The organism is Colwellia sp. F1 (assembly GCF_056238625.1).
Genome location: NZ_JBWDLI010000015.1, coordinates 78,173 through 99,051, shown reverse-complemented (window position 1 = coordinate 99,051; position 20,879 = coordinate 78,173). Strand labels below are relative to the sequence as shown.

Annotated in this window: 14 protein-coding genes; all 14 read left to right on the top strand. The window is 40.2% G+C overall.

The window, feature by feature from the left end:
* Nucleotides 1-2,584 (top strand): Ig-like domain-containing protein (locus tag AC0UA9_RS14175; RefSeq protein ID WP_475660847.1); only part of this gene is annotated, 2,584 nt, incomplete at its 5' end.
* 122 nt (nt 2,585-2,706) lie between these two features.
* A complete protein-coding gene (locus AC0UA9_RS14170) occupies nt 2,707-4,869 on the top strand; it encodes a type I secretion system permease/ATPase (RefSeq protein ID WP_475660844.1) in 2,163 nt (720 codons plus the stop codon).
* Nucleotides 4,866-6,239 carry an HlyD family type I secretion periplasmic adaptor subunit gene (locus AC0UA9_RS14165; RefSeq protein WP_475660842.1) on the top strand — a complete coding sequence of 458 codons (1,374 nt, stop codon included), beginning with the start codon at nt 4,866-4,868 and terminating at the stop codon, nt 6,237-6,239. The genes AC0UA9_RS14170 and AC0UA9_RS14165 overlap by 4 nt, the downstream gene beginning before the upstream one ends.
* A 61-nt stretch (nt 6,240-6,300) precedes the next feature.
* Nucleotides 6,301-7,707, top strand: coding sequence for a TolC family outer membrane protein (locus AC0UA9_RS14160; RefSeq protein ID WP_475660840.1), 1,407 nt, complete (start codon nt 6,301-6,303; stop codon nt 7,705-7,707).
* Nucleotides 7,700-8,338: an OmpA family protein gene (locus AC0UA9_RS14155; RefSeq protein ID WP_475660838.1), complete on the top strand. Its 639-nt coding sequence runs from the start codon at nt 7,700-7,702 to the stop codon at nt 8,336-8,338. Before AC0UA9_RS14160 ends, AC0UA9_RS14155 begins: the two co-directional genes overlap by 8 nt.
* Nucleotides 8,339-8,344: 6 nt before the next feature.
* Nucleotides 8,345-9,061: a transglutaminase-like cysteine peptidase gene (locus tag AC0UA9_RS14150; protein WP_475660836.1), complete on the top strand. Its 717-nt coding sequence runs from the start codon at nt 8,345-8,347 to the stop codon at nt 9,059-9,061.
* A gap of 3 nt (nt 9,062-9,064) precedes the next feature.
* The gene (locus AC0UA9_RS14145; protein ID WP_475660834.1) at nt 9,065-10,981 is read left to right on the top strand and encodes a bifunctional diguanylate cyclase/phosphodiesterase; all 1,917 of its coding nucleotides are present in this window, start codon (nt 9,065-9,067) and stop codon (nt 10,979-10,981) included.
* A 200-nt stretch (nt 10,982-11,181) separates the two neighbouring features.
* The gene (locus AC0UA9_RS14140) at nt 11,182-12,225 is read left to right on the top strand and encodes a rod shape-determining protein (RefSeq protein WP_475660831.1); all 1,044 of its coding nucleotides are present in this window, start codon (nt 11,182-11,184) and stop codon (nt 12,223-12,225) included.
* Between the two features lie 104 nt (nt 12,226-12,329).
* Nucleotides 12,330-13,196, top strand: a complete 867-nt coding sequence (gene mreC, locus AC0UA9_RS14135; RefSeq protein WP_475660828.1) for a rod shape-determining protein MreC — start codon at nt 12,330-12,332, stop codon at nt 13,194-13,196.
* Nucleotides 13,196-13,675 (top strand): rod shape-determining protein MreD, encoded by a 480-nt coding sequence (mreD, locus tag AC0UA9_RS14130; protein ID WP_475660826.1) that lies wholly within the window; start codon nt 13,196-13,198, stop codon nt 13,673-13,675. Before mreC ends, mreD begins: the two co-directional genes overlap by 1 nt.
* Nucleotides 13,676-13,695: 20 nt before the next feature.
* Entirely contained in the window at nt 13,696-14,307 is a 612-nt protein-coding gene (locus AC0UA9_RS14125) for a Maf family protein (RefSeq protein WP_475660824.1), read from the top strand.
* Nucleotides 14,308-14,363: 56 nt separating this feature from the next.
* Nucleotides 14,364-15,821, top strand: a complete 1,458-nt coding sequence (gene rng, locus AC0UA9_RS14120) for a ribonuclease G (protein ID WP_475660822.1) — start codon at nt 14,364-14,366, stop codon at nt 15,819-15,821.
* Nucleotides 15,822-15,885: 64 nt separating this feature from the next.
* Complete coding sequence (locus AC0UA9_RS14115; protein ID WP_475660820.1) at nt 15,886-20,016, top strand: YhdP family protein; 4,131 nt, start codon at nt 15,886-15,888, stop codon at nt 20,014-20,016.
* Nucleotides 20,009-20,866 (top strand): carbon-nitrogen hydrolase family protein, encoded by an 858-nt coding sequence (locus tag AC0UA9_RS14110; protein WP_475660817.1) that lies wholly within the window; start codon nt 20,009-20,011, stop codon nt 20,864-20,866. The genes AC0UA9_RS14115 and AC0UA9_RS14110 overlap by 8 nt, the downstream gene beginning before the upstream one ends.
* Nucleotides 20,867-20,879: the final 13 nt, after the last annotated feature.

The window sequence follows — 20,879 nt, the reverse complement described above, 5'->3', positions numbered from 1 at the left end:
CACTTATGCCATTGGCGCAACAGCCGCTTTAGCCGAAGGGGATCTTACGTTAAACAGTGACGGTAGTTACAGCTTTATTCCTGCAGATGATTACAATGGTAATGTACCTGTTGTTAACTACACCGTAGAAGATGGTGCGGGTGATACTGATGACTCGACCTTAACCATTTCAGTCACGCCCGTACCCGACATTGTTGATGGCGATGAAGTGGTCTCAACCCCTGAAGATACTACCCTAAATGGCAACGTGCTAGATAACGCCGCCAGTCCAGACGGCCCATTAACGGTTACTGGCTTTATGATTGCGGGGGTTACTTATGCTATTGGCACAACAGCCGCTTTAGCGGAAGGGGATCTCACGTTAAACGCTGATGGTAGCTACAGTTTCGTTCCTGCAGATGATTACAATGGCAATGTACCTGTTGTTAACTACACCGTAGAAGATGGTGCGGGTGATACTGATGACTCGACCTTAACCATTTCAGTTACACCAGTTTCATCTATTGTTGATGGCGATGAAGTGGTCTCAACCCTTGAAGATACCGCTATTTCGGGTAACGTGCTAGATAACGCCGCCAGTCCAGATGGCCCATTAACGGTTACTGGCTTTACGATTGCGGGGGTTACTTATGCTATTGGCGCAACAGCCGCTTTAGCCGAAGGGGATCTCACCCTTAACAGTGACGGTAGTTATACCTTTGAGCCAAGCGCTAATTTTAATGGCAATGTACCTGTTGTTAACTACACCGTACAAGATGGTGCCGGTGATACCGATGACTCGACCTTAACCATTACAGTCACGCCAGTATCGGATATTGTTGATGGCGATGAAGTGGTCTCAACCCTTGAAGATACCGCTATTTCGGGTAACGTGCTAGATAATGCTGCCAGTCCAGACGACCCATTAACGGTTACTGGCTTTATGATTGCGGGGGTTACTTATGCTATTGGCGCAACAGCGGCTTTAGCCGAAGGGGATCTTACATTAAACAGTGACGGTAACTACAGTTTCGTTCCTGCAGATGATTACAATGGCAATGTACCTGTTGTTAACTACACCGTACAAGATGGTGCGGGTGATACTGATGACTCGACCTTAACCATTACAGTCACGCCAGTATCGGATATTGTTGATGGCGATGAAGTGGTCTCAACCCCTGAAGATACTACCCTAAACGGTAACGTGCTAGATAATGCCGCCAGTCCAGATAGCCCATTAACGGTTACTGGCTTTACGATTGCCGGTGTTACTTATGCTATTGGCGCAACAGCCGCTTTAGCCGAAGGGGATCTCACCCTTAACAGTGACGGTAGTTATACCTTTGAGCCAAGCGCTAATTTTAATGGCAATGTACCTGTTGTTAACTACACCGTACAAGATGGTGCGGGTGATACTGATGACTCGACCTTAACCATTACAGTCGATGCCGCGCCAAATATTCCGCCAGTAGCAGCGGATGATGAATTTAATATTGGCCAAGGAGAAAGTGTTTCAGGTAACATTATCACACATAACGATGGTGACGGGATCAGCGATCATGACGGTGGTGATGGGTCTGCATTAACGGTAACGCAAATCAATGGTGTTGATTTGGTTTTTGGTATTGATGGCTTTGCTACTGTGGCTGTTGATGGCGGAACGGTAACGATAAATGAAGCGGGTGATTTTACTTATGATAATAATGAAGGTTATGCACTAGGCGCAGTTTATCCCAGTTTTGACTATACCTTAAGTGATGGCTTCGATACCGATACAGCGACAGTCACCATTACTATTGAAGATTCAGCGCCTATTGCTGCTGCTGATGTAAACTTTATTGGTTTAAATGAAAAACCAGGCTCGGGTACTGCCTACGTAAGTAAAGTCAAGGGTAGTATTTTGTTTGGTGGTAGCTCAGGAGATGCACCTGACACATCCGCAGATGGGATAATATCTCTTGTTAATATTTCTTATGGCGGTATTGATTATATTTTTGATTCTACTAACACGTCATACGATATAACGACAGCTTATGGTGTATTATCAATTAATGATACCGGTATATATACATACGCAAGCCATGATGGTTTAGCATTGCCTACTAGCCCAATAACCGATGTATTTAGCTATACCATTAAAGATGGAGATATGAACAATGCTGAAACTGACACAACCACACTGACTATAAATATAGCGAAAAGCGGGGGAGGTCGAGGAAGCCGTCTAGCGCCAATGAATGATGATGAGAATATTATTGATAATAGCGAAACTATAGATACATCTTTTAGTGTACAAGCTATTAATGGTAGTACAACTGACGAGCACCTTGCGCCTAACTTGGGCGTAGATTTAAGTGATGTTTTTGCTCCACAAAGCAGTAACCTCGATGATTACTTAGGTTTTAACGGCTTATCAAACGATGACAGCCTTGATATACCTGACGACATATTAACATTAGAAAAATCTTTAGAGAAAAATGAAAACCAAGGAGATGAAACTGTCATTACTAATGGCTTCTTACAAGAAGGTGCAATTTTGGTAAGTGATGCACCTTTAGAAAATGTTCCACAACAAAGTGAACTTGACTCTACCGATTCGCTATAATGAGGTAGAGAAATTTGTAAATAATTACAAAGATCTAACAGTGAGCCTCTGTTTGTGCCATTATTAGATCTTTAGTTCATTGGAACATTAGGTTAGGGATCAAGAATTTGGTGCGCTCGACAATGAAACCTTCAGCTGAGTGGTCAATTAACGCTTCACAAAAGTTAGGCTCAGACCCTCTATTAGATAGTTTAGTGCTGCTTACTGAACATTTTGGTAACCCGTATTCTGCTGAAGCGCTTTCAGCAGGTTTGCCGTTGAAAGAAATAAACTTAACACCAGAGCTTTTACCACAGGCAGCATCTCGAGCAGGTTTAAGTGCGAAACTAGTGCGTAAAGGTTTAAATGAACTTCCGTCAATGCTATTGCCCTGTATTCTTTTACTAAAAGACAAAAAGGCAATAGTACTTCAAGAAATAGATATTAAAGAAAATAAAGCAATAGTTTCTCTACCCGAAACAGGCGGGCAGGAGCAGCTGACCATTGAACAGTTAGAGTCAAGCTTTGTTGGCTATTTATTCTTAATAAAACAACAATACCGTGGTGATAAACACTTTGATGTTTATGTCGATACTTCAAAAACGCATTGGTTATGGCAAAAAATAAAAAGCACTTCGTCTATTTATCGAGATGTGATTATTGCCTCGGTTATGATCAATATATTTGCACTGGTTTCGCCACTTTTTATTATGAATATTTACGACAAGGTTGTTCCTAACCTTGCCTTTGAATCTCTTTGGGTGCTCGCTATTGGGGCAGGCATAGCGTATATTTTTGACTTTATTCTAAAGCAACTTCGAGGTTATTTAATCGATGTTGCAGGTAAAAAAATTGATATTGAAGTTTCTTCAAACTTGTTTTCTAAAGCGATAGGTACACCACTTGAAAAACGCTCACCAAGTGTTGGCGGCATGGCTAAACAAATAGGTGAATTTGATAACATAAGGGAGTTCTTATCATCAGCCACCATAAGTGCTGTTGTTGACTTACCGTTTGCCTTGCTGTTTATGTTTGCGATCTGGTTGGTTGCTGGAGACCTTGTGCTTTTCCCTGTTATCGCCTCTATGCTGATTATTGGTTACACCTTGATTAAGCAGCCAACACTTAAAAAAGCGATAGAGGAAACTAACAAATTTTCAAGCTTACGCCACGGGCATTTAGTTGAGTGCCTAAGCACGTTAGAGTCAATTAAAGCAAACGGGGCTGAAGGTGTTGTACAAAATGCTTGGCAGCAAATGATAGGCCATACCTCAACTTGGCTACTTAAATCAAAAATCATTACCAATGCCGTGTTAAATTTTGCCAGTTTTATTGTGCAATTGTCAGTCGTTGGGGTTGTAGTGTTAGGTGTTTATCGAGTTTCAGAAAACTTAATTTCCATGGGGGGGATAATTGCCGCAGTCATGTTAACAGGGCGTGCTATATCGCCTATTGCTAAATTAGCTGGGCTAATGACGCGTTCTAACCAAAGCTTAAGTGCGCTAAAACAGCTTGATCGGTTAATGGGGCAAGAAGGCGAGTTTGAAGATAAAGCACATTTGGTCAGCCGTAGTAAATTTAATGGTAACATTAATGCTGAAGATGTTAGCTTTCATTATTCTAATGCAGACATCCCCTCTTTACAATCAATGTCAATAAAGATTAATCAAGGAGAAAGAGTAGCGATTGTTGGCCATAATGGTTCAGGTAAAACCACCTTGGCAAAATTATTACTTGGTCTTTATCAGCCAAGTAAAGGAGTTATCCAATTTGATGGCTTGAATTACCAACAAATACACCCGAGCGACTTACGTAAAAACATAGGCTATTTGCCACAAGATGTTGTTTTATTTCATGGCACCATTCGTGACAATATTTTATTTGGTACCAGACAAGTGACAGAGTATCAACTTATTAGAGCCGTTCAGCTTTCGGGGGTGAGTGTCTTTACAGACCATCATAGTCAAGGGCTTGACCAACAAGTAGGAGAAAGCGGCAATGCCTTATCACGGGGACAACGACAATCTATTGCTTTAGCAAGGGCGATTTTAAACTCACCACCGATATTACTATTTGATGAGCCTACCGCCAGCCTTGATGCCCGTGCTGAAAAGCAATTTATTAAATCAATTCAAGCAACAGCTAAAGACCGTACCCTGTTACTCATCACTCATAAAATGGACTTATTAAGCTTAGTTGATCGTATCATCGTGTTAGATAAAGGCAAGTTAGCTATTGATGGCCCTAAAGACAAAGTATTAGCGCAGTTAAAAGGGTCACCATTGAATCAAGAGACAAGCGTATGAAAGTGAGTCAAAAAGATTTAGATATGGCCGATGATGTGTATGGCGCTATGCTAACAGAGGTACCTAGTTTACATCGTTTAACTATTTGGGCGATGGCTGCTTTAGTTTTTTGTTTTATTCTTTGGGCCTACTTTGCTTCATTGCAGCAAGTAACGTCTGGTACAGGCAAGGTTATTCCCTCAACACAAGTACAAATTGTGCAAAGTTTAGACGGTGGAGTGTTACAAAAACTCTTTGTACAAGAGGGAATGCGAGTGATTAAAGATCAACCTATTGCTCGCATTGATGATACCCGGTTTAGGTCAGATTTTGCTGAACAAAAGCAAGAGGTTAGTAGTTTGAGAGCTAATGTAATTCGTTTAAGAGCAGAGCTTTCAAGTATATTAGTTGGCAGCAATACATTATGGGAACGACAAATAGAAATAAAGAAAAATATGCCGATTTACCCTGATGACTTACGAAAAAATGCCCAATTAATGGTAGAAAGACAGCAAGAAGAATATTCCGAACGGTTAGACAACTTAATTAACCAATTAGCGATTCAGGCGCAACAAATTCAACAGAGAGAGCAAGAGGTTACTGAATTAGACTCTAAAATTGAGACATTAAAAATAAGTTATTTAATCGCCAACAAAGAGCTGGACTTAACACGTCCCCTTGCTGAAAAAAATATTGTGTCGAAAATAGAGCTATATAAATTAGAGCGCAGTGTGAATGAATTAAAAGGGGAGTTGAGCGCCGTTCAGCTGCTTGCCCCTAAATTGAAGTCAGCATTACAAGAGTCAATATTAAATCGCCGAGAAACAGTATTAGCCTATAGAGCAGAAGCAAGGTCTAAGCTTAACGAATTGCAAAATAAATTGTCACGTATTAATGAGTCACAAGTAGGGGCTCAAGATAAAGTCACTAAAGCATTAATCTTATCACCTGTGGTAGGTACTATTAAAACCATTCATATTAATACGTTAGGTGGTGTAGTAAAACCAGGTGAAACAATAGCAGAAATAGTACCAACAGAAGATAAATTGATGGTCGAAGTTAAAATAAAACCTAGAGATATCGCTTTTATTTACCCTGGTTTGCCCGCCGTTGTTAAAATTACCGCCTATGACTTTACCCGATACGGTGGTTTAACCGGTAAAGTAGAACATATTAGTGCCGACACAACGCAAGATGAAGACGGAAATAGCTTTTACCTTATTAGAGTGCGCACTGACGCTTCAAGCATAAAAAATAAACAAGGGGAAGCAATGCCAATAATTCCCGGTATGTTAACCGAAGTTGATGTGATTACTGGTAAAAGAACTGTTTTAGAATATATTTTAAATCCAATATTACGTGCAAATGAAGCTGCACTTAGAGAGCGATAACGTTTAGTTGATATTGGATAATCAAAGAATCAAAGCAAAGCATAAAAAATATGGAATACTTATGAATAATATTATGTTTAATTTAAATAAAATAGCAATAATGGGTGTAATAGGCCTGTCAGCATTATGCTCTCTTAGTAGTTATGGCCAAAGCCTAGAGCAAGCTGTTGCAACCGCACTTGATACTCACCCCGATATTCGCCAATCATTTGCCCGCTTTAAATCAAAAGAAGAAGACGTTAACCGTGCTGCTGCAGGGTATTTTCCAACGGTCGATTTAACCGCAGGTTATGGCTATGAATATACCGACACAGCAAGCAACCGAAGAAGTGCTTTAAATGGGGATGATGGTAAAACAGAGTTGGCCCGCGGTGAGTTTGGTATCAGCATAAAGCAAATGCTTTTTGATGGCATGTTGACAAGTAATGAAATTGAAAGAACCAAGTTCGAAGCCAGTGCTGAGCAATGGACCTTGATAGCTAATGCTGAAGACCTTGCTTTACAGGTTGCTAAAGCTTATTTAAATTATATAAAAACTGAGCAGCTCATTCAGTTGTCAGAAAACAATATAGCGTCGCATCAATCAATATTTTCACAAATAAAAGAGCGCACAGACTCAGGGCTAGGCAATATTGCTGACTTATCTCAAGTCACAGGGCGGTTAGCACGCGCGCAAGCTAACTTGATATCGGCGCGTAATAATAACCTTGATGCGAGAGCTCAGTTTATTCGCTTAACCAATACCGCACCAAATAACCTAGTACTGCCCGTGCCTGATGCGGATATGTTACCGAAAGATAAAGCAAGTGGTGTAAACTTAGCAACTAAGCGGCACCCAGTCATCAAGTCAGCTCAGCAAGACATACGCGCAGCACGGTCATTTAAAAGCGCTGTAAAATCAAATTACTACCCAACATTATCGTTAGAGTTGGCGGCTAATGCTGATAATAACCTTGGTGGAGAAAACGGTTTAAACCAATTAGGAGACGAGGTGGGAGGCTATCGTAATGACGCAACAGCAATGCTACGTTTACGGTATAACTTTTATTCTGGTGGCAAAGATGTGGCGAGCGAAAGAAGTGCTGCTTATAAAGTGTCAGAAGCACAAGAAATAAATGCCAGCGCACACCGTCAGGTAACGGAAAGCTTTGACCTTGCCTGGAATGCTGCAGAAATGCTAGCTTTACAAAAAGAATATTTAAAACAACATGTTATTACCTCTAGGGAGACCCAGTTAGCTTACAAGCAACAATTTGATATCGGCCAACGTAATCTACTTGATTTACTCGATACTGAAAACGAATTGTTTCAAGCACGTAAAGACTACTTAGATGCTGATTTTAATGAATTAAGCGCACAATACCGTTTATTAAATGCCACCGGGCAATTACTAGACTCATTACGGGTAACAAGGTCAACAGCATGGGAAGGTGAGCATCATTACGACCAAGGAGCTTACAATGAATAAACCATCACTAAGCCCCAATAAAAAGACAGCATTATACACACTTGTCATTATGGCAGCACTCTGGCTTAGCGCATGCGCTGGTAACAATAGAGTGACGCTAGAAGACTCGGTTGTACAGCAACATGATCTAGCCGATTACGATAATGATGGTGTGATCAATGCCCGAGAAAAATGTGCAGACACAACGCTAGGTGCCTCGATAGACAATTATGGCTGTGGTAATAAAGTGTCTAACATTAAACCGTTTAAGCTTGATATTAAATTTGATCATAACTCTGCTCAATTGCCGGCTAGTGCTTACATTGAAATAAAAAAATTAGCCAATATTTTAAAGCAGCAGCCCCACAGTAATGTATTAATTGAAGGCCATACGAGTAAACTGGGCAGTGCATCGTTAAACCAACTACTCTCTAATAACCGTGCCCAAGCGGTGGCTTTGTTATTACAAAACGAGTTTGCTATTGAGAAAGGTAGGATCAAAACTATTGGTTATGGTTTTGAACGGCCAGCAGTCAATAGCCAAACAGAGCACGCACATAGCGTTAATCGTCGTATAATCGCTGAGACATCACAAACAGAACAACATGATGAACTCAAGTGGACTATTTATACGGTAGACCAAGCAGACTAATTAGCTATGAGTAGTAACAGAGGGAACGCTCTTTACCAAAGCAGTGTTATAAAATCGCTGATAATACTACTCATCAGTACGCTTTTTCTATCGACTATATTTGCGCAACCTGCCCAGCCACTTGATGAAGATAAAATCATTACCGCTTTACAGCAAAACTATGGTGATAGAGCAGCAAAAAGAGGGCAGGCCTGGTTTGCGTTAATGAAAGAAAAGTCAGCAGTGTCAGAACTTGAACAACTAAAGCAAGTTAATCACTTTTTTAATTTACTGCACTTTATTGATGACGATAAACTTTGGGGTGAGAGTAATTATTGGGCAACCCCAGTTGAGTTTATTGGCGCAAATGGCGGTGACTGTGAAGATTATTCAATAGCAAAATACTTTACCTTAATAGCGCTTGGTATTGCCGATGAAAAAATGAGAATCACTATGGTTAAAGCGGTTAAGCTAAATCAGTACCATATGGTACTTTCTTATTATCAAACCCCCAGTGCTATGCCATTAATATTAGACAACATAGACGGGGTTATTAAGCCGGCAAATGAGCGTAACGACTTGATCCCCATATACAGTTTTAATGCAAGCCAGTTATGGCTAAATAAAGAGAAAGGCCGTGGTGTTTTAAGCGGGAAATCATCGAAATTGAAGCTGTGGCGAGATTTAAGGCATCGTCTAAATACTTCCCAGCTAAAGCAACCCAAGCTCAATATGGAGTTTTAAAGTATGACCCTATTTAGAGAAATAAACTCATTACTGTTCGGACTTTTTTTATTAGTGATGTCGAGTCTAGTTTATTTTCAATTTACGCAAACTCGTGACTTTATGAACCAGCAAATGGAATCAGACTTAAATAATACCATAACGTCCTTAGGGTTAATGTTACAACCTCACATAGAAACTGGCGATGTAGCCACTGCAGAAACGTTAGTAAATGTGATATTTGAAGGTGGGTTTTACCGTAAAGTCACCTTAAAATGGTTGGCAGATGGGAACGTGCAAACTTGGGAAAACCCAGTTGTTATAGAAGGCGTTCCACAGTGGTTTATTAACTTAGCGCTATTTAAAGCGCAAACAAAAGAAACACTCATTACCTCAGGTTGGTTGCAGCTAGCAACCCTACAAGTTGAAAGCCATCCTGGGCTGGGATATCAGGAACTATGGCGAGTAATGAAAGACACCGTGATGGTTTTATCTTTGCTCTTTATTGTTTCTATCATAGTGTTAAGGTTTAGGCTTAATCATATTTTACAGCCATTGCACAATATTGCTGTTCAAGCAAAGGAAATTTCAGAGCGTAAATTTAGCCAGAATATTGCGCTACCAAAAACAACAGAGTTAAAAGCGGTTGCTAGTGCCATTAATTTGATGTCAACGCAGTTAAAGCAAATATTTACCACACTCGACGACGAGGTACATGAGCTCAAAGAAGAAAAGTTTATTGACCAGGTGTCACAGCTACCTAACCGACAATATTTTTCGGCACAAGTTAATAACTGGTTGAATGAACCCGGCTTCGGCGGCCTTATTTTGGCAAAATTTGACTGGATTGAAGATATTTATAGTAAATATGGTTATCAAGGGCGTGATGAACTTATTAAAGTCGTCTCTAATAGAATGCAAGCAGAGCTGCCTGCAATTGCGCCGGGGGTTATTGCACGTATTGCCAATAGCGAATTTGCTTTTTTAGTCACCAAAGCAGAGAAAAACACGATGGAATTATACCTGCAAGCATTAATAAGGCTGATTAACCAAGAGATCGCTAAGGCAGGTTGTACACCGAACACGCGTTTTGCTTTAGGGGTTAGCCAGCGGATTGAAAATATGACCGCATCTGATTTTTTGGCCCAATCAGATAATGCGCTACAACAAGCCCAGCGTGATAATAAAGTAAGTTATTGGTTAGATGCGGAACAACCGCAAAAATATAGCCGTTCACAATGGCGTAGCAAGCTGGTTGATTCAATTAACAATGATCATTTTATTTTTCAGTGGCAAGCGGTACTCAGTATGGCCGAAGACAAGGTTATTCAACGTGAATTATATTGTCGCTTAATGATAGACAAACAAATTGTTACGGCGTCAGAATTTATGCCATTTGTTGAACTTTTTTCGTTAGGCTCTCAACTCGACCAATGTTTACTCAGCTCAATTGAGCAACAAGGGATTTTAGCAAAAGCCAATGAAGATATTTCAATTAATTTAACCCATGACAGCATACAAGACCCTGAATTTAAAGCATGGTTAACACACTATCTGAACAAGTCGTTATACACAGAGCGCATGCTATTTGAAATGACAGAATCAGCAGTAATAAGCTCCTTTGATCAATGTTATCAACTTGCTGAAGTGATTAGCGCTGCTGGTGCTAAAATTGGTATTGACCAATGTGGTCGCCATATAGGGTCGCTAGAATACCTACAAAAGCTACAGCCTCATTATATAAAGCTTGATCTTTCATTTGCTTATTACGACCAGTTAAATCAAAATAAAGCACTTTGCCGAGCGCTGGTTAATGTCGCTAAAGGTTTACAAATTCACGTGATTATTACAGGGATAGAAGATAAAACGCAATTGACGCATTTTAATGCGTTAAAAGCAGAAGGCTACCAGGGGTATATTTCGCCGAGTGAAGATATTTGAAGCATTCGGCGTATAAATTACGGCTAACAGCGACAGAATTCACCTTTTCATCATTTTTTGCTGGTGAAAAGTAATTTTTTTATAATATTTATAAAAACAAGCCACACAAATTAGTCATACTGAGGTATGATGTTTGATCTATTATTCAAGATAATAGCACGCTCTAATTAACTCGCATTTTCACAGGACATTTCGAGCTTATGTTTAAAAAATTACGCGGTATGTTTTCTAACGATTTATCAATTGATTTAGGTACAGCCAACACCCTTATTTATGTTAAAGATCAAGGTATCGTTTTAGACGAGCCTTCAGTGGTTGCTATTCGTCAAGATCGTACCGGCGGCTCTAAAAGTGTTGCTGCGGTGGGTTCTGCAGCTAAGCAAATGTTAGGCCGTACGCCGGGCAATATTGAAGCAATACGCCCAATGAAAGACGGCGTAATTGCTAACTTTTTTGTTACTGAAAAAATGCTGCAACATTTTATTAAACAGGTGCATAGTAATAACTTACTACGCCCTAGCCCTAGAGTTTTGGTCTGTGTCCCTTGTGGTTCAACGCAAGTTGAACGACGCGCTATTCGCGAGTCTGCGATGGGTGCGGGCGCGCGCGAAGTTTACTTAATTGATGAACCAATGGCTGCTGCTATTGGTGCGGGCATGCCTGTTTCAGAAGCAACCGGTTCCATGGTTGTTGATATTGGTGGTGGTACCACAGAAGTTGGCATTATCTCGTTAAATGGTGTGGTTTATTCGTCATCAGTGCGTATTGGTGGTGATAAATTTGATGAAGCGATTATTAACTATGTTCGCCGTAACTTTGGCAGCCTTATTGGTGAGGCCACAGCCGAGCGTATCAAGCATGAAATTGGTTCAGCTTATCCAGGTGAAGAGCTCATTGAAATAGAAGTACGTGGTCGTAACCTTGCTGAAGGTGTACCTCGTAGCTTTACCTTAAACAGCAATGAAATTTTAGAAGCATTACAAGAGCCATTAACGGGGATTGTGAGTGCTATTATGGTTGCTTTAGAGCAGTCACCACCAGAGCTTGCTGCTGATATAGCAGAGCGCGGCATGGTACTTACCGGGGGTGGTTCACTATTACGCGATTTAGATCGCTTAGTAATGGAAGAAACGGGTATCCCCGTGGTTGTTGCTGAAGACCCACTAACTTGTGTCGCTAGAGGTGGTGGCAAAGCACTCGAAATGGTAGATATGCACGGTGGTGATCTTTTTGCGTATGAATAATGTTTTTAAATAGTAAATGTTTGTTAAATAAAAACATTAATTGACCCACAATATTAAGAGGGAAAACTCATTGTTAGCATTTATCAACCCGTAACTGGTTTTCTATGAATCGTATTTTTAAACATGGCCCATCCCCACAGCACCGACTTATTTTGGTGCTGTGTTGTTCTGCATTATTGGTTTTCTTCGACCATAAAATGGCAAGCTTTGAATCACTGCGAGGCTACTTACAATCGATGGTAAGCCCTTTACAGTATCTTGCTAACACACCTAAAGTCGCCCTTACATGGCTGTCAACTAATACCACCACACGGCAAAAATTGATGGACGAAAATCAACAGTACCGTTTAAACGAACTTAAATTTCATGAGCAGGCTATGCAACTTGATATTATCAAGCATGAAAATGAACGGTTACGCTCTTTACTTTCCTCACCTTTGCGTAGCGAACTTAAAAAAATGGTGGCTGAAATCTTGTCAGTTGACAGTGATCCTTACACCGACCAATTAGTGATTAACCGCGGTGCTAGAGATGGCGTGCATGAAGGACAAGCAGTTATAGATTCTTTCGGTGTTGTAGGGCAAATTTTACATGTTGGGCAAACCACCTCCCGTATTATTTTAATTACCGATATTTCACATGCAGTGCCTGTCCGGGTTAAGCGTAACGGCTTAAGATTATTTGCTTCAGGTAGTGGTCATATCGACCGCTTAAATCATAACTTTGTTCCACAAAGTGCTGACATTGAGGTAGGTGATATATTAGTTACTTCAGGCTTAGGCGGTAAATACCCCGAAGGTTACCCTGTCTCTACCATTTCATTTATTAGTAATGATGAATCACGAGAGTTTTTAAGGGTGTATAGTACCCCAATTGCTGAAATAGACCGCTTACGTTACTTGTTATTATTATCAAATGAAGAACCAGCGAGTATTTTCTCCTCTAAACCTGAAACCAAGGTCGTAAAATAATGTTTGCGCATAATGGTGTTATTATTTTGCTCACGTTATTGATTGCCATAATGGCAAGCATAATGCCATTACCATTAAGCGTTGACGCCTTTCGCCCTGACTGGGTGCTTATTGTCTTGATGTATTGGTGCATGGCTTTGCCTGAACGAGTAAATATTATTACTGCGTGGGTGATGGGGTTATTGCTGGATGTATTGCTCGGCTCAGTATTAGGTGTTCATGCTGCGGCAATGGCCATAGCCGTTTTTATTGTTGCTGAAAACTTTCAAAAAATACGTAACTTTTCTATTTGGCAACAAGCCCTTATTACCGGCGTGTTAGCGGCTTTATATCATTTGGTTGTTTTTTGGTTGCAGCGTTTTTTAGTTGATGTCGCTTTCCTTACTAGCTATTTATATCCTGTCATAACAACACTCGTGTTGTGGCCATGGGTGTTTTACTTGTTACGCAAAGTGCGTCGCCATTTTGTGATTAAATAACCCATTTACATTGAGCCCGTATGAAACAACTTATTTTGGCATCTCAGTCGCCCAGAAGAAAAGCACTGTTATCACAGCTAGGTTATCAATTTAGTACTCAACCGGCAAACATAGACGAAACTGCGCATGCTAAGGAAAGTGCTAACGCTTATGTGCTGCGTCTAGCGATAGCAAAAGCCCAAGCAATTTTTGCTTACTTGTCTGTACAGCAACAAGCAAACTCTGTAGTTATCGGCTCAGATACAAGCGTAGTTATCGATGGTGAAATATTAGGAAAACCGGGTAATGAAGCGGAATGTATAGCAACCTTGCAGCGGCTTGCTAACAGGCAGCATCAAGTCCTAACGGCGATAGCGGTTATTAGCCAAGCTGAAAACAATCAAGTACTCAGCCAGATAGTGGAAACTAACGTTCACTTTAAAAGCTTAACTACTGAGGAAATAAAACGCTATTGGAGTACAGGAGAACCCTGTGATAAGGCTGGCTCTTATGCTATTCAGGGCATTGGTGGTCAATTTGTAACGGCAATAAACGGTAGTTACTCGGCTGTTGTTGGTTTACCCTTATATGAAACAGCACAACTGCTGGCTCAGGTAGGTTTACCAACGAGCATTAGTTGCTCACCAACTTAAGGTTAACTAAACTTAAATTCAGCATAAATTAAATATCACAAAGGGATTAATATTAAATGAGCAGTGAGTTATTGATCAATGTAACACCGAGTGAAACGCGCGTCGCCTTAATTGAGCATGGCTCTTTACAAGAGGTTTATATTGAACGAGAAGCCAAACGAGGCATTGTTTCAAATATATATTTAGGTAAAGTCATCCGAGTGTTACCAGGTATGCAGGCCGCATTTATAGATATAGGGCTAGATAAAGCCGCGTTTTTGCATGCATCAGACATTAACTCTAAACTCATCTTAAAAGAAGAAACCGACCAAGTACCCGATATTCGTGCTTTAGTGCATGAAGGGCAGCTACTAATGGTGCAAGTCGTCAAAGACCCAATAGGCTCAAAAGGAGCGCGTTTAACGACTGATATTACAATTGCATCGCGATACCTAGTGTTGATGCCACATGCGAGTCATGCTGGCATATCCCAACGTATTGAAGGGGTAGAAGAACGTAAACGGTTAAAAAGTATTGTTAGCCCGTATTGTGATGAACAGCAAGGCTTCATAGTGCGCACTGCGGGTGAAGGTGCAGGTGAAGAAGAATTAAAACACGATGCAGAGTTTTTGCGCAGAGTTTGGGAAAAAGTACAAGAGCGAAAAAAGCGCAAACAAGTTAATTTGCCATTATATCAAGACTTGTCTTTATCATTACGTGTCTTAAGAGACTTTGTCGGTGTGAAATTTGAACGTATTCGTGTTGATTCTAAACTAACACACGAGCAACTGGTGAACTTCACTGAAGAGTTTATCCCAGAACTGACACAAGTGATGGAGTACTACCCAGGTGAAAGGCCTATTTTTGATTTGTTTTCGGTTGAAGTGGAAATACAACGAGCGCTGCACCGTAAAATTGAACTAAAGTCTGGGGGGCACTTGGTTATTGACCAAACTGAAGCCATGACAACCATAGACATAAACACCGGTGCTTTTGTGGGGCATCGTAATCTAGAAGATACTATTTTCAGTACCAATATTGAAGCGACACAGGCTATTGCCCGTCAACTGAGGTTAAGAAATTTAGGCGGAATTATCATTGTTGATTTTATTGATATGCACAACGAAGATCATAAACGCCGTGTATTAAGTAGCTTAGACATGGCCATGGCAAAAGATAATGTTAAGTACAGTATTCATGGTTTTTCATCGCTAGGCCTCGTTGAAATGACGCGAAAGCGGACACGTGAAAGTTTAGAGCATATTTTATGTAGTGAATGTCCTATTTGTACTGGTCGTGGTAATCTAAAAACAGTTGAAACTGTCTGTTTTGAGATTTTGCGTGAAATTGTCCGTGTTAATCGAGCGCATGATGCAGACCAATTTATTGTTTATGCGGCGTCTGCGGTTAGTGATTTTTTGGTTAATGATGAATTTCATAGCTTAGCAGAAGTTGAAGTTTTTATTGGTAAATCAATTAAAGTGCAAACTGAAGCGATGTATTCCCAAGAGCAATTTGATGTAGTAATGATGTAGTCAATGTGGCTGTAGCTCAATAAATTAATCATAAAACAGACATGATTTAGGAACAAAATTATTAATGTCAATTGTAAGCGTCTCTAACCGTTGGCTTAACCGCCTCTATAAAATACTGGCGATAATGTTGGTATTATTAGCGGTATTGATCAGCGCGTTTCGCTTGTTCCTACCTTACGTTGAAAACTATCGTCAAGACTTTCAACATTATATCAATAGTAGCAACCAAACAAACATTATACTGGGTGGTCTGGGGATGAGCTGGCAACGCTCGGGGCCAACGTTAATTGCGAACAGGGTTACCTTAGTTGATACCCAAGATGCTTATGTTTATGTTGGTCACCTAGAAATACAAATTGATTTTTGGGCCACATTAACTTCACAGCGGTTAATTTCCAGTAATATGATACTTGATGGTGCTGTGGTCAACTTAGCGCAAGGCGTTTGGGATAATCAAACAAAAAATAAAGACACCAATGGCCAGCTTGATAGCATTAAGAAAATTTCAGATATTTTTTTAAACCGTATTAATCGCTTCTCTTTAGTCAATAGTAATATTTCAATTGAGAGTGACGCTTTAGAGCGCCATTTTCGCATTAATAATTTAAACTGGTTGAATACTGGTGAGCGACATCAAGCGCAAGGGAATATCATTTTTGATGAATTAAGCGCGAATAACTTAACCGTAAAAATTGATTTGCTTGGGCCGGCGATTGAAACGTTAGCAGGCACCGTTTATGTTGAAGCAAACCACCTTGATATTACCCCATGGCTGGATGATTTTTTAACCATAGATAATGATAAAATTAAAACAGATATTAGCTTTTCAGCTTGGTTGAAAGTTAATGAGGGTAACCTTGAACGTTTACAGTTATCACTGCATGACAATGTAATTAGTTGGCAGGAAAGCAGTTGGCAAAAAAGTAGTGAAGACAATGTTCAAGTCATCGAAAAAACAAACCACATAACTTTAAGCGCAGGACAGTTATTATTGGTTAAAGGGCAGCAAACTGACAGCTTCAAGTTGTATAGCACGCCGATGTTGTTACGATTTAACGACGAAGCAGCAGAAGAATACACCATTACAATGCACAAAACGGCACAAGAGTTTGCTGCTTATTTATCATTTTTCGATTTATCGTTAATTAGCCACGTAGCACCTTTGTTTATTAATAATGACAAGAACCGAGCCTTACTGTCTGAATTATCTATTACTGGCCAAGCAAAAGATATTTTTGTTAAAAAAACCGCAGAGAATATTCAATCACTTGCTACTTTTAACCAGCTGTCAACGCAATACAGCCAAGCGATTCCGGGCATGGATAATGTTTCAGGTAAATTGAGCTTCACCGACCAATACCTGCATGTCAATTTAAAAGCAGAGCAAGGGCATTTAGACTTTGATAAACACTTTGTAGCGCCTATTCCTTATGAGCTTTTGCAAGCAGAAGTTGGTCTGTCCATGGCTGACACCGGCTGGAAATTAACTGTGAATGATATTGCGCTAAGCTCGGAAGAATTAAAGCTAAGTGGTGATTTAGCACTTAACGCACCCGCTGAAGGGCTTGTGTCAATGTCGTTACTAGCCAACGTACTGGATGGTGACGCCAGTAAAGCAGGACACTATTATCCACTTAGCATCATGAGTAATGACTTAGTCGATTATTTAAATACAAGCTTAATAGCGGGCAACCTGACACAGGCACAAGTGCTGATCCATGGTGATGTGGCTAAATTTCCATTTGCTGATAATTCAGGCACCTTTATTGTTGACGCAGAAGTTGAGCAGGCGCAGTTCAAATTTAATGAACATTGGCCAGCGATCAAAGACTTGAGTGCTAACCTAAACTTTTCTAATACGAGCATGCTAATTACAGGCCGCTCAGGTAACTTAACAGGGCTTGATGTTAGTGGTGTGCAAGTTGGGATAGATAACTTAGCACATGAGCAAACATTAACTGTAGCGGCGTTAATTCAAGATACCTTAGCCGCTAATGTTACTGATTTAATGATGCAAAGCCCATTTGAGGACAGTGTAGGGAGTGCATTACAGCAATTAAAAGTTAAAGGAAATATAAATGGTGACTTTCATTTAAACTTGCCTTTAAATGCCTTAGAAGATGTATTGGCACAGGGTAATATTCACTTCGCAGGTAATAGTGTTGCCCTGCAAAAACCTCAAATGAATTTTGAAAATGTTTTTGGATCACTAAAATTTGAAAATAGTGAGTTAGCAACTCAGGACCTAACATTAACTTGGCAGGGTTTACCTTTACAAGTGAATGTTAAGGGGCGAAATAAAACGGACTACTATGATACGCATATTGCTTTAGCGGCTAACTGGAACAAAGATATGTGGCTTGTGCATGTACCACCGCATTTAAAAAAGTATGTTAACGGGTCATTACAATGGCAAGGCGATTTATCTTTATATCAACACCATAAGGGGGGGCTTTCTTATCAATTTACCATTGACTCAGATCTTGAGCAGCTAAACCTGACATTACCTCAGCCTTACAATAAGCAAGTAAAAACAGCCATGCCTTTAAATATTGCAATCAATGGCCAGCAAGACCAGTCAACGTTCAATGCAACTTATGGGGAGCAGCTCAGTTTTTTTGGTGTGTTAGCGCACGATAGTAACCACTTTGCCAGAGCACATATTGTTTTAGGTAAGGAAGAAATGCTCTTACCCATGAATGGTTTTCATATAACAAGTAATCTTGCACAGGTCGATGCCAGTGAATGGCAACCCTTGCTCTCTGATATTATTCACACTATTTCAACCGCGAAAACACCAGAGGATGCCACACATAGTGATGGCAGTGTAAAAGTGGTAAAAACTGCTCAAGCTCTTTCGCAGGACACCGCCCCAAAAACTGTACTAGCGCAAGCACCTGCTTTGTTTGCTCACCCTGAACGTATCAGGGGAACTATTGGTCAGTTAGCCTTACTTGGGCAAGACTTCCATCACGTCTCATTTAATTTACTAGATCAAAATAACGGGTGGTTATTAGAGCTTAATGCGAAAGAAACACGTAGCCAGATTAAAATACCCCCAAATTGGCTAGCGCAAGGAATTGATATTAATGCTGACTTTCTTAATTTAACTTATAAAAAAACGCCACCGTTAGCGTCGTTGTCCAACCCCCCTCTAAAGGCAACTACAGAGACTAAGCAAGAGCAAAGCATTGACAAAAATAAAAGCGAAATTAAAGCTGATGCAGTAAATAGCGATGAAGTATTTGCTAACATTCCCCCTGTAAATTTTTTCTGTGAGCGTTGTCAAATTGATGATTTAGACCTAGGTACTGTTAGCTTTGCTCTACTTAGAACTGATGATAAAACGATAACACTTGAAAACTTTAACGCAAGTCGAGAGCAAGCAGAACTGAGTTTGTCGGGAAAGTGGCACAAGTTAGCAACAGGGTATGTAACCAATGTAAATGGTGCATTATCCTTAAAAAATATTGAGTATGAATTAGAGCGTTTAGGCTATGGTTCCATTATTCGGGACAGCGGTGGTAAGCTTGATTTTAACTTACAATGGCAGGGTAGCCCACAAGCCTTTAACTTCAGTAATTTAAACGGTGATGTTAAAGCGGCTATTGACGACGGTTACTTAGCTGATGTTAGTGATAAAGCGCGCATTTTTTCAGTACTTAGCTTGCAATCTTTAGTAAGAAAATTAACATTAGACTTTAGGGATATTTTTAGTGATGGCATGTTTTATAAAAACATTGAAGGTGACTATCATATAAAGTCAGGGGTTTTATATACAGATAATACCCGTATGAATGGCTCAGCGGGTAATTTATTTATTCAAGGTAATACCAGCTTTGTTACTAATACACTTGACTACCGCATGTCTTATAAGCCTAACTTGACCTCTAGCTTACCGGTGCTTGCCTGGATCGCCACCTTAAACCCTGTTGTATTTTTAGCCGGTGTTGCCATTGATCAAGTGATAACTTCACAAGTGGTCTCAGAATTTAATTTTGAACTGACCGGCAATGTTAGTTCACCGACTTTTAAAGAAGTACAGCGTAAAAGTCGTGATGTGAGCGTTGGGCGCTCTAAACCACCCGAGTTTATCGACAGTAATGAAGGTACCAAAACGCTACCACAAGATAAATTAAATAAGAAAGAGCCTAACAAAACGCAAAGCAACTTAGAGGGCTTAAATAATGATTAAACTCAGCGCTATTCAGCTGAATACTAAAGCCGATGTAGCGCATAACTTGCACGCTATTGAGCAGCAACTGATAAAATTAACAGATGCCAACCCGGCTTTTACAACTGACAGCATTAACGAGCACAATAAAGGTGTTGAACATATTGTTGTGTTGCCCGAGTGTTGCTTATTTTTTGGCGCAAAAGACAATGCGCAACTAATACTAGCGCAGCATTCAGCAGCGAATAACAGACTACAAAAAGCTTTAAGTGCTTTAGCTAAAAAGTATACTATTACCTTAATTGCTGGTTCTATTCCTCTACTTGGCGATGATAAAAACAAATTTACCAACAGTAGTTGTGCGTTTAGTTCAAAGGGAACATTAATAGGGCGTTATGATAAAATACACTTATTTGATGTAAATATTGATGATAACGAGAAAAACTACTGTGAATCTCGTTTTACCCAAGCAGGAAAAACGCCTTGTGTAGTAAAAACACCTTTGGTGAATATAGGCTTAACGATATGCTTTGACCTTCGTTTTCCGATGCTCTTTCAACAATTAACCGCAATGGGCGCAGATATTATTACTGTACCAAGTGCTTTTACCCGTGTTACTGGAAAAGCACATTGGCAAGCCTTATTGCAAGCAAGAGCGATAGAGAACCAAGTATATATTATTGCCGCTGGCCAAGAAGGGGTTCATGAAAATGGGCGAGAAACCTGGGGGCACTCTATGATTATTAGCCCTTGGGGAGAAATATTGGCTGCCATTGAAACAGGCGAGGGAGCCATAAGTTGTGACTTTATCCCGCAGGAAATTAAACGGATTCGAACGAGCATGCCATTACAGCATGCTGCAAAAACCTAATGTTAAGTTGAAT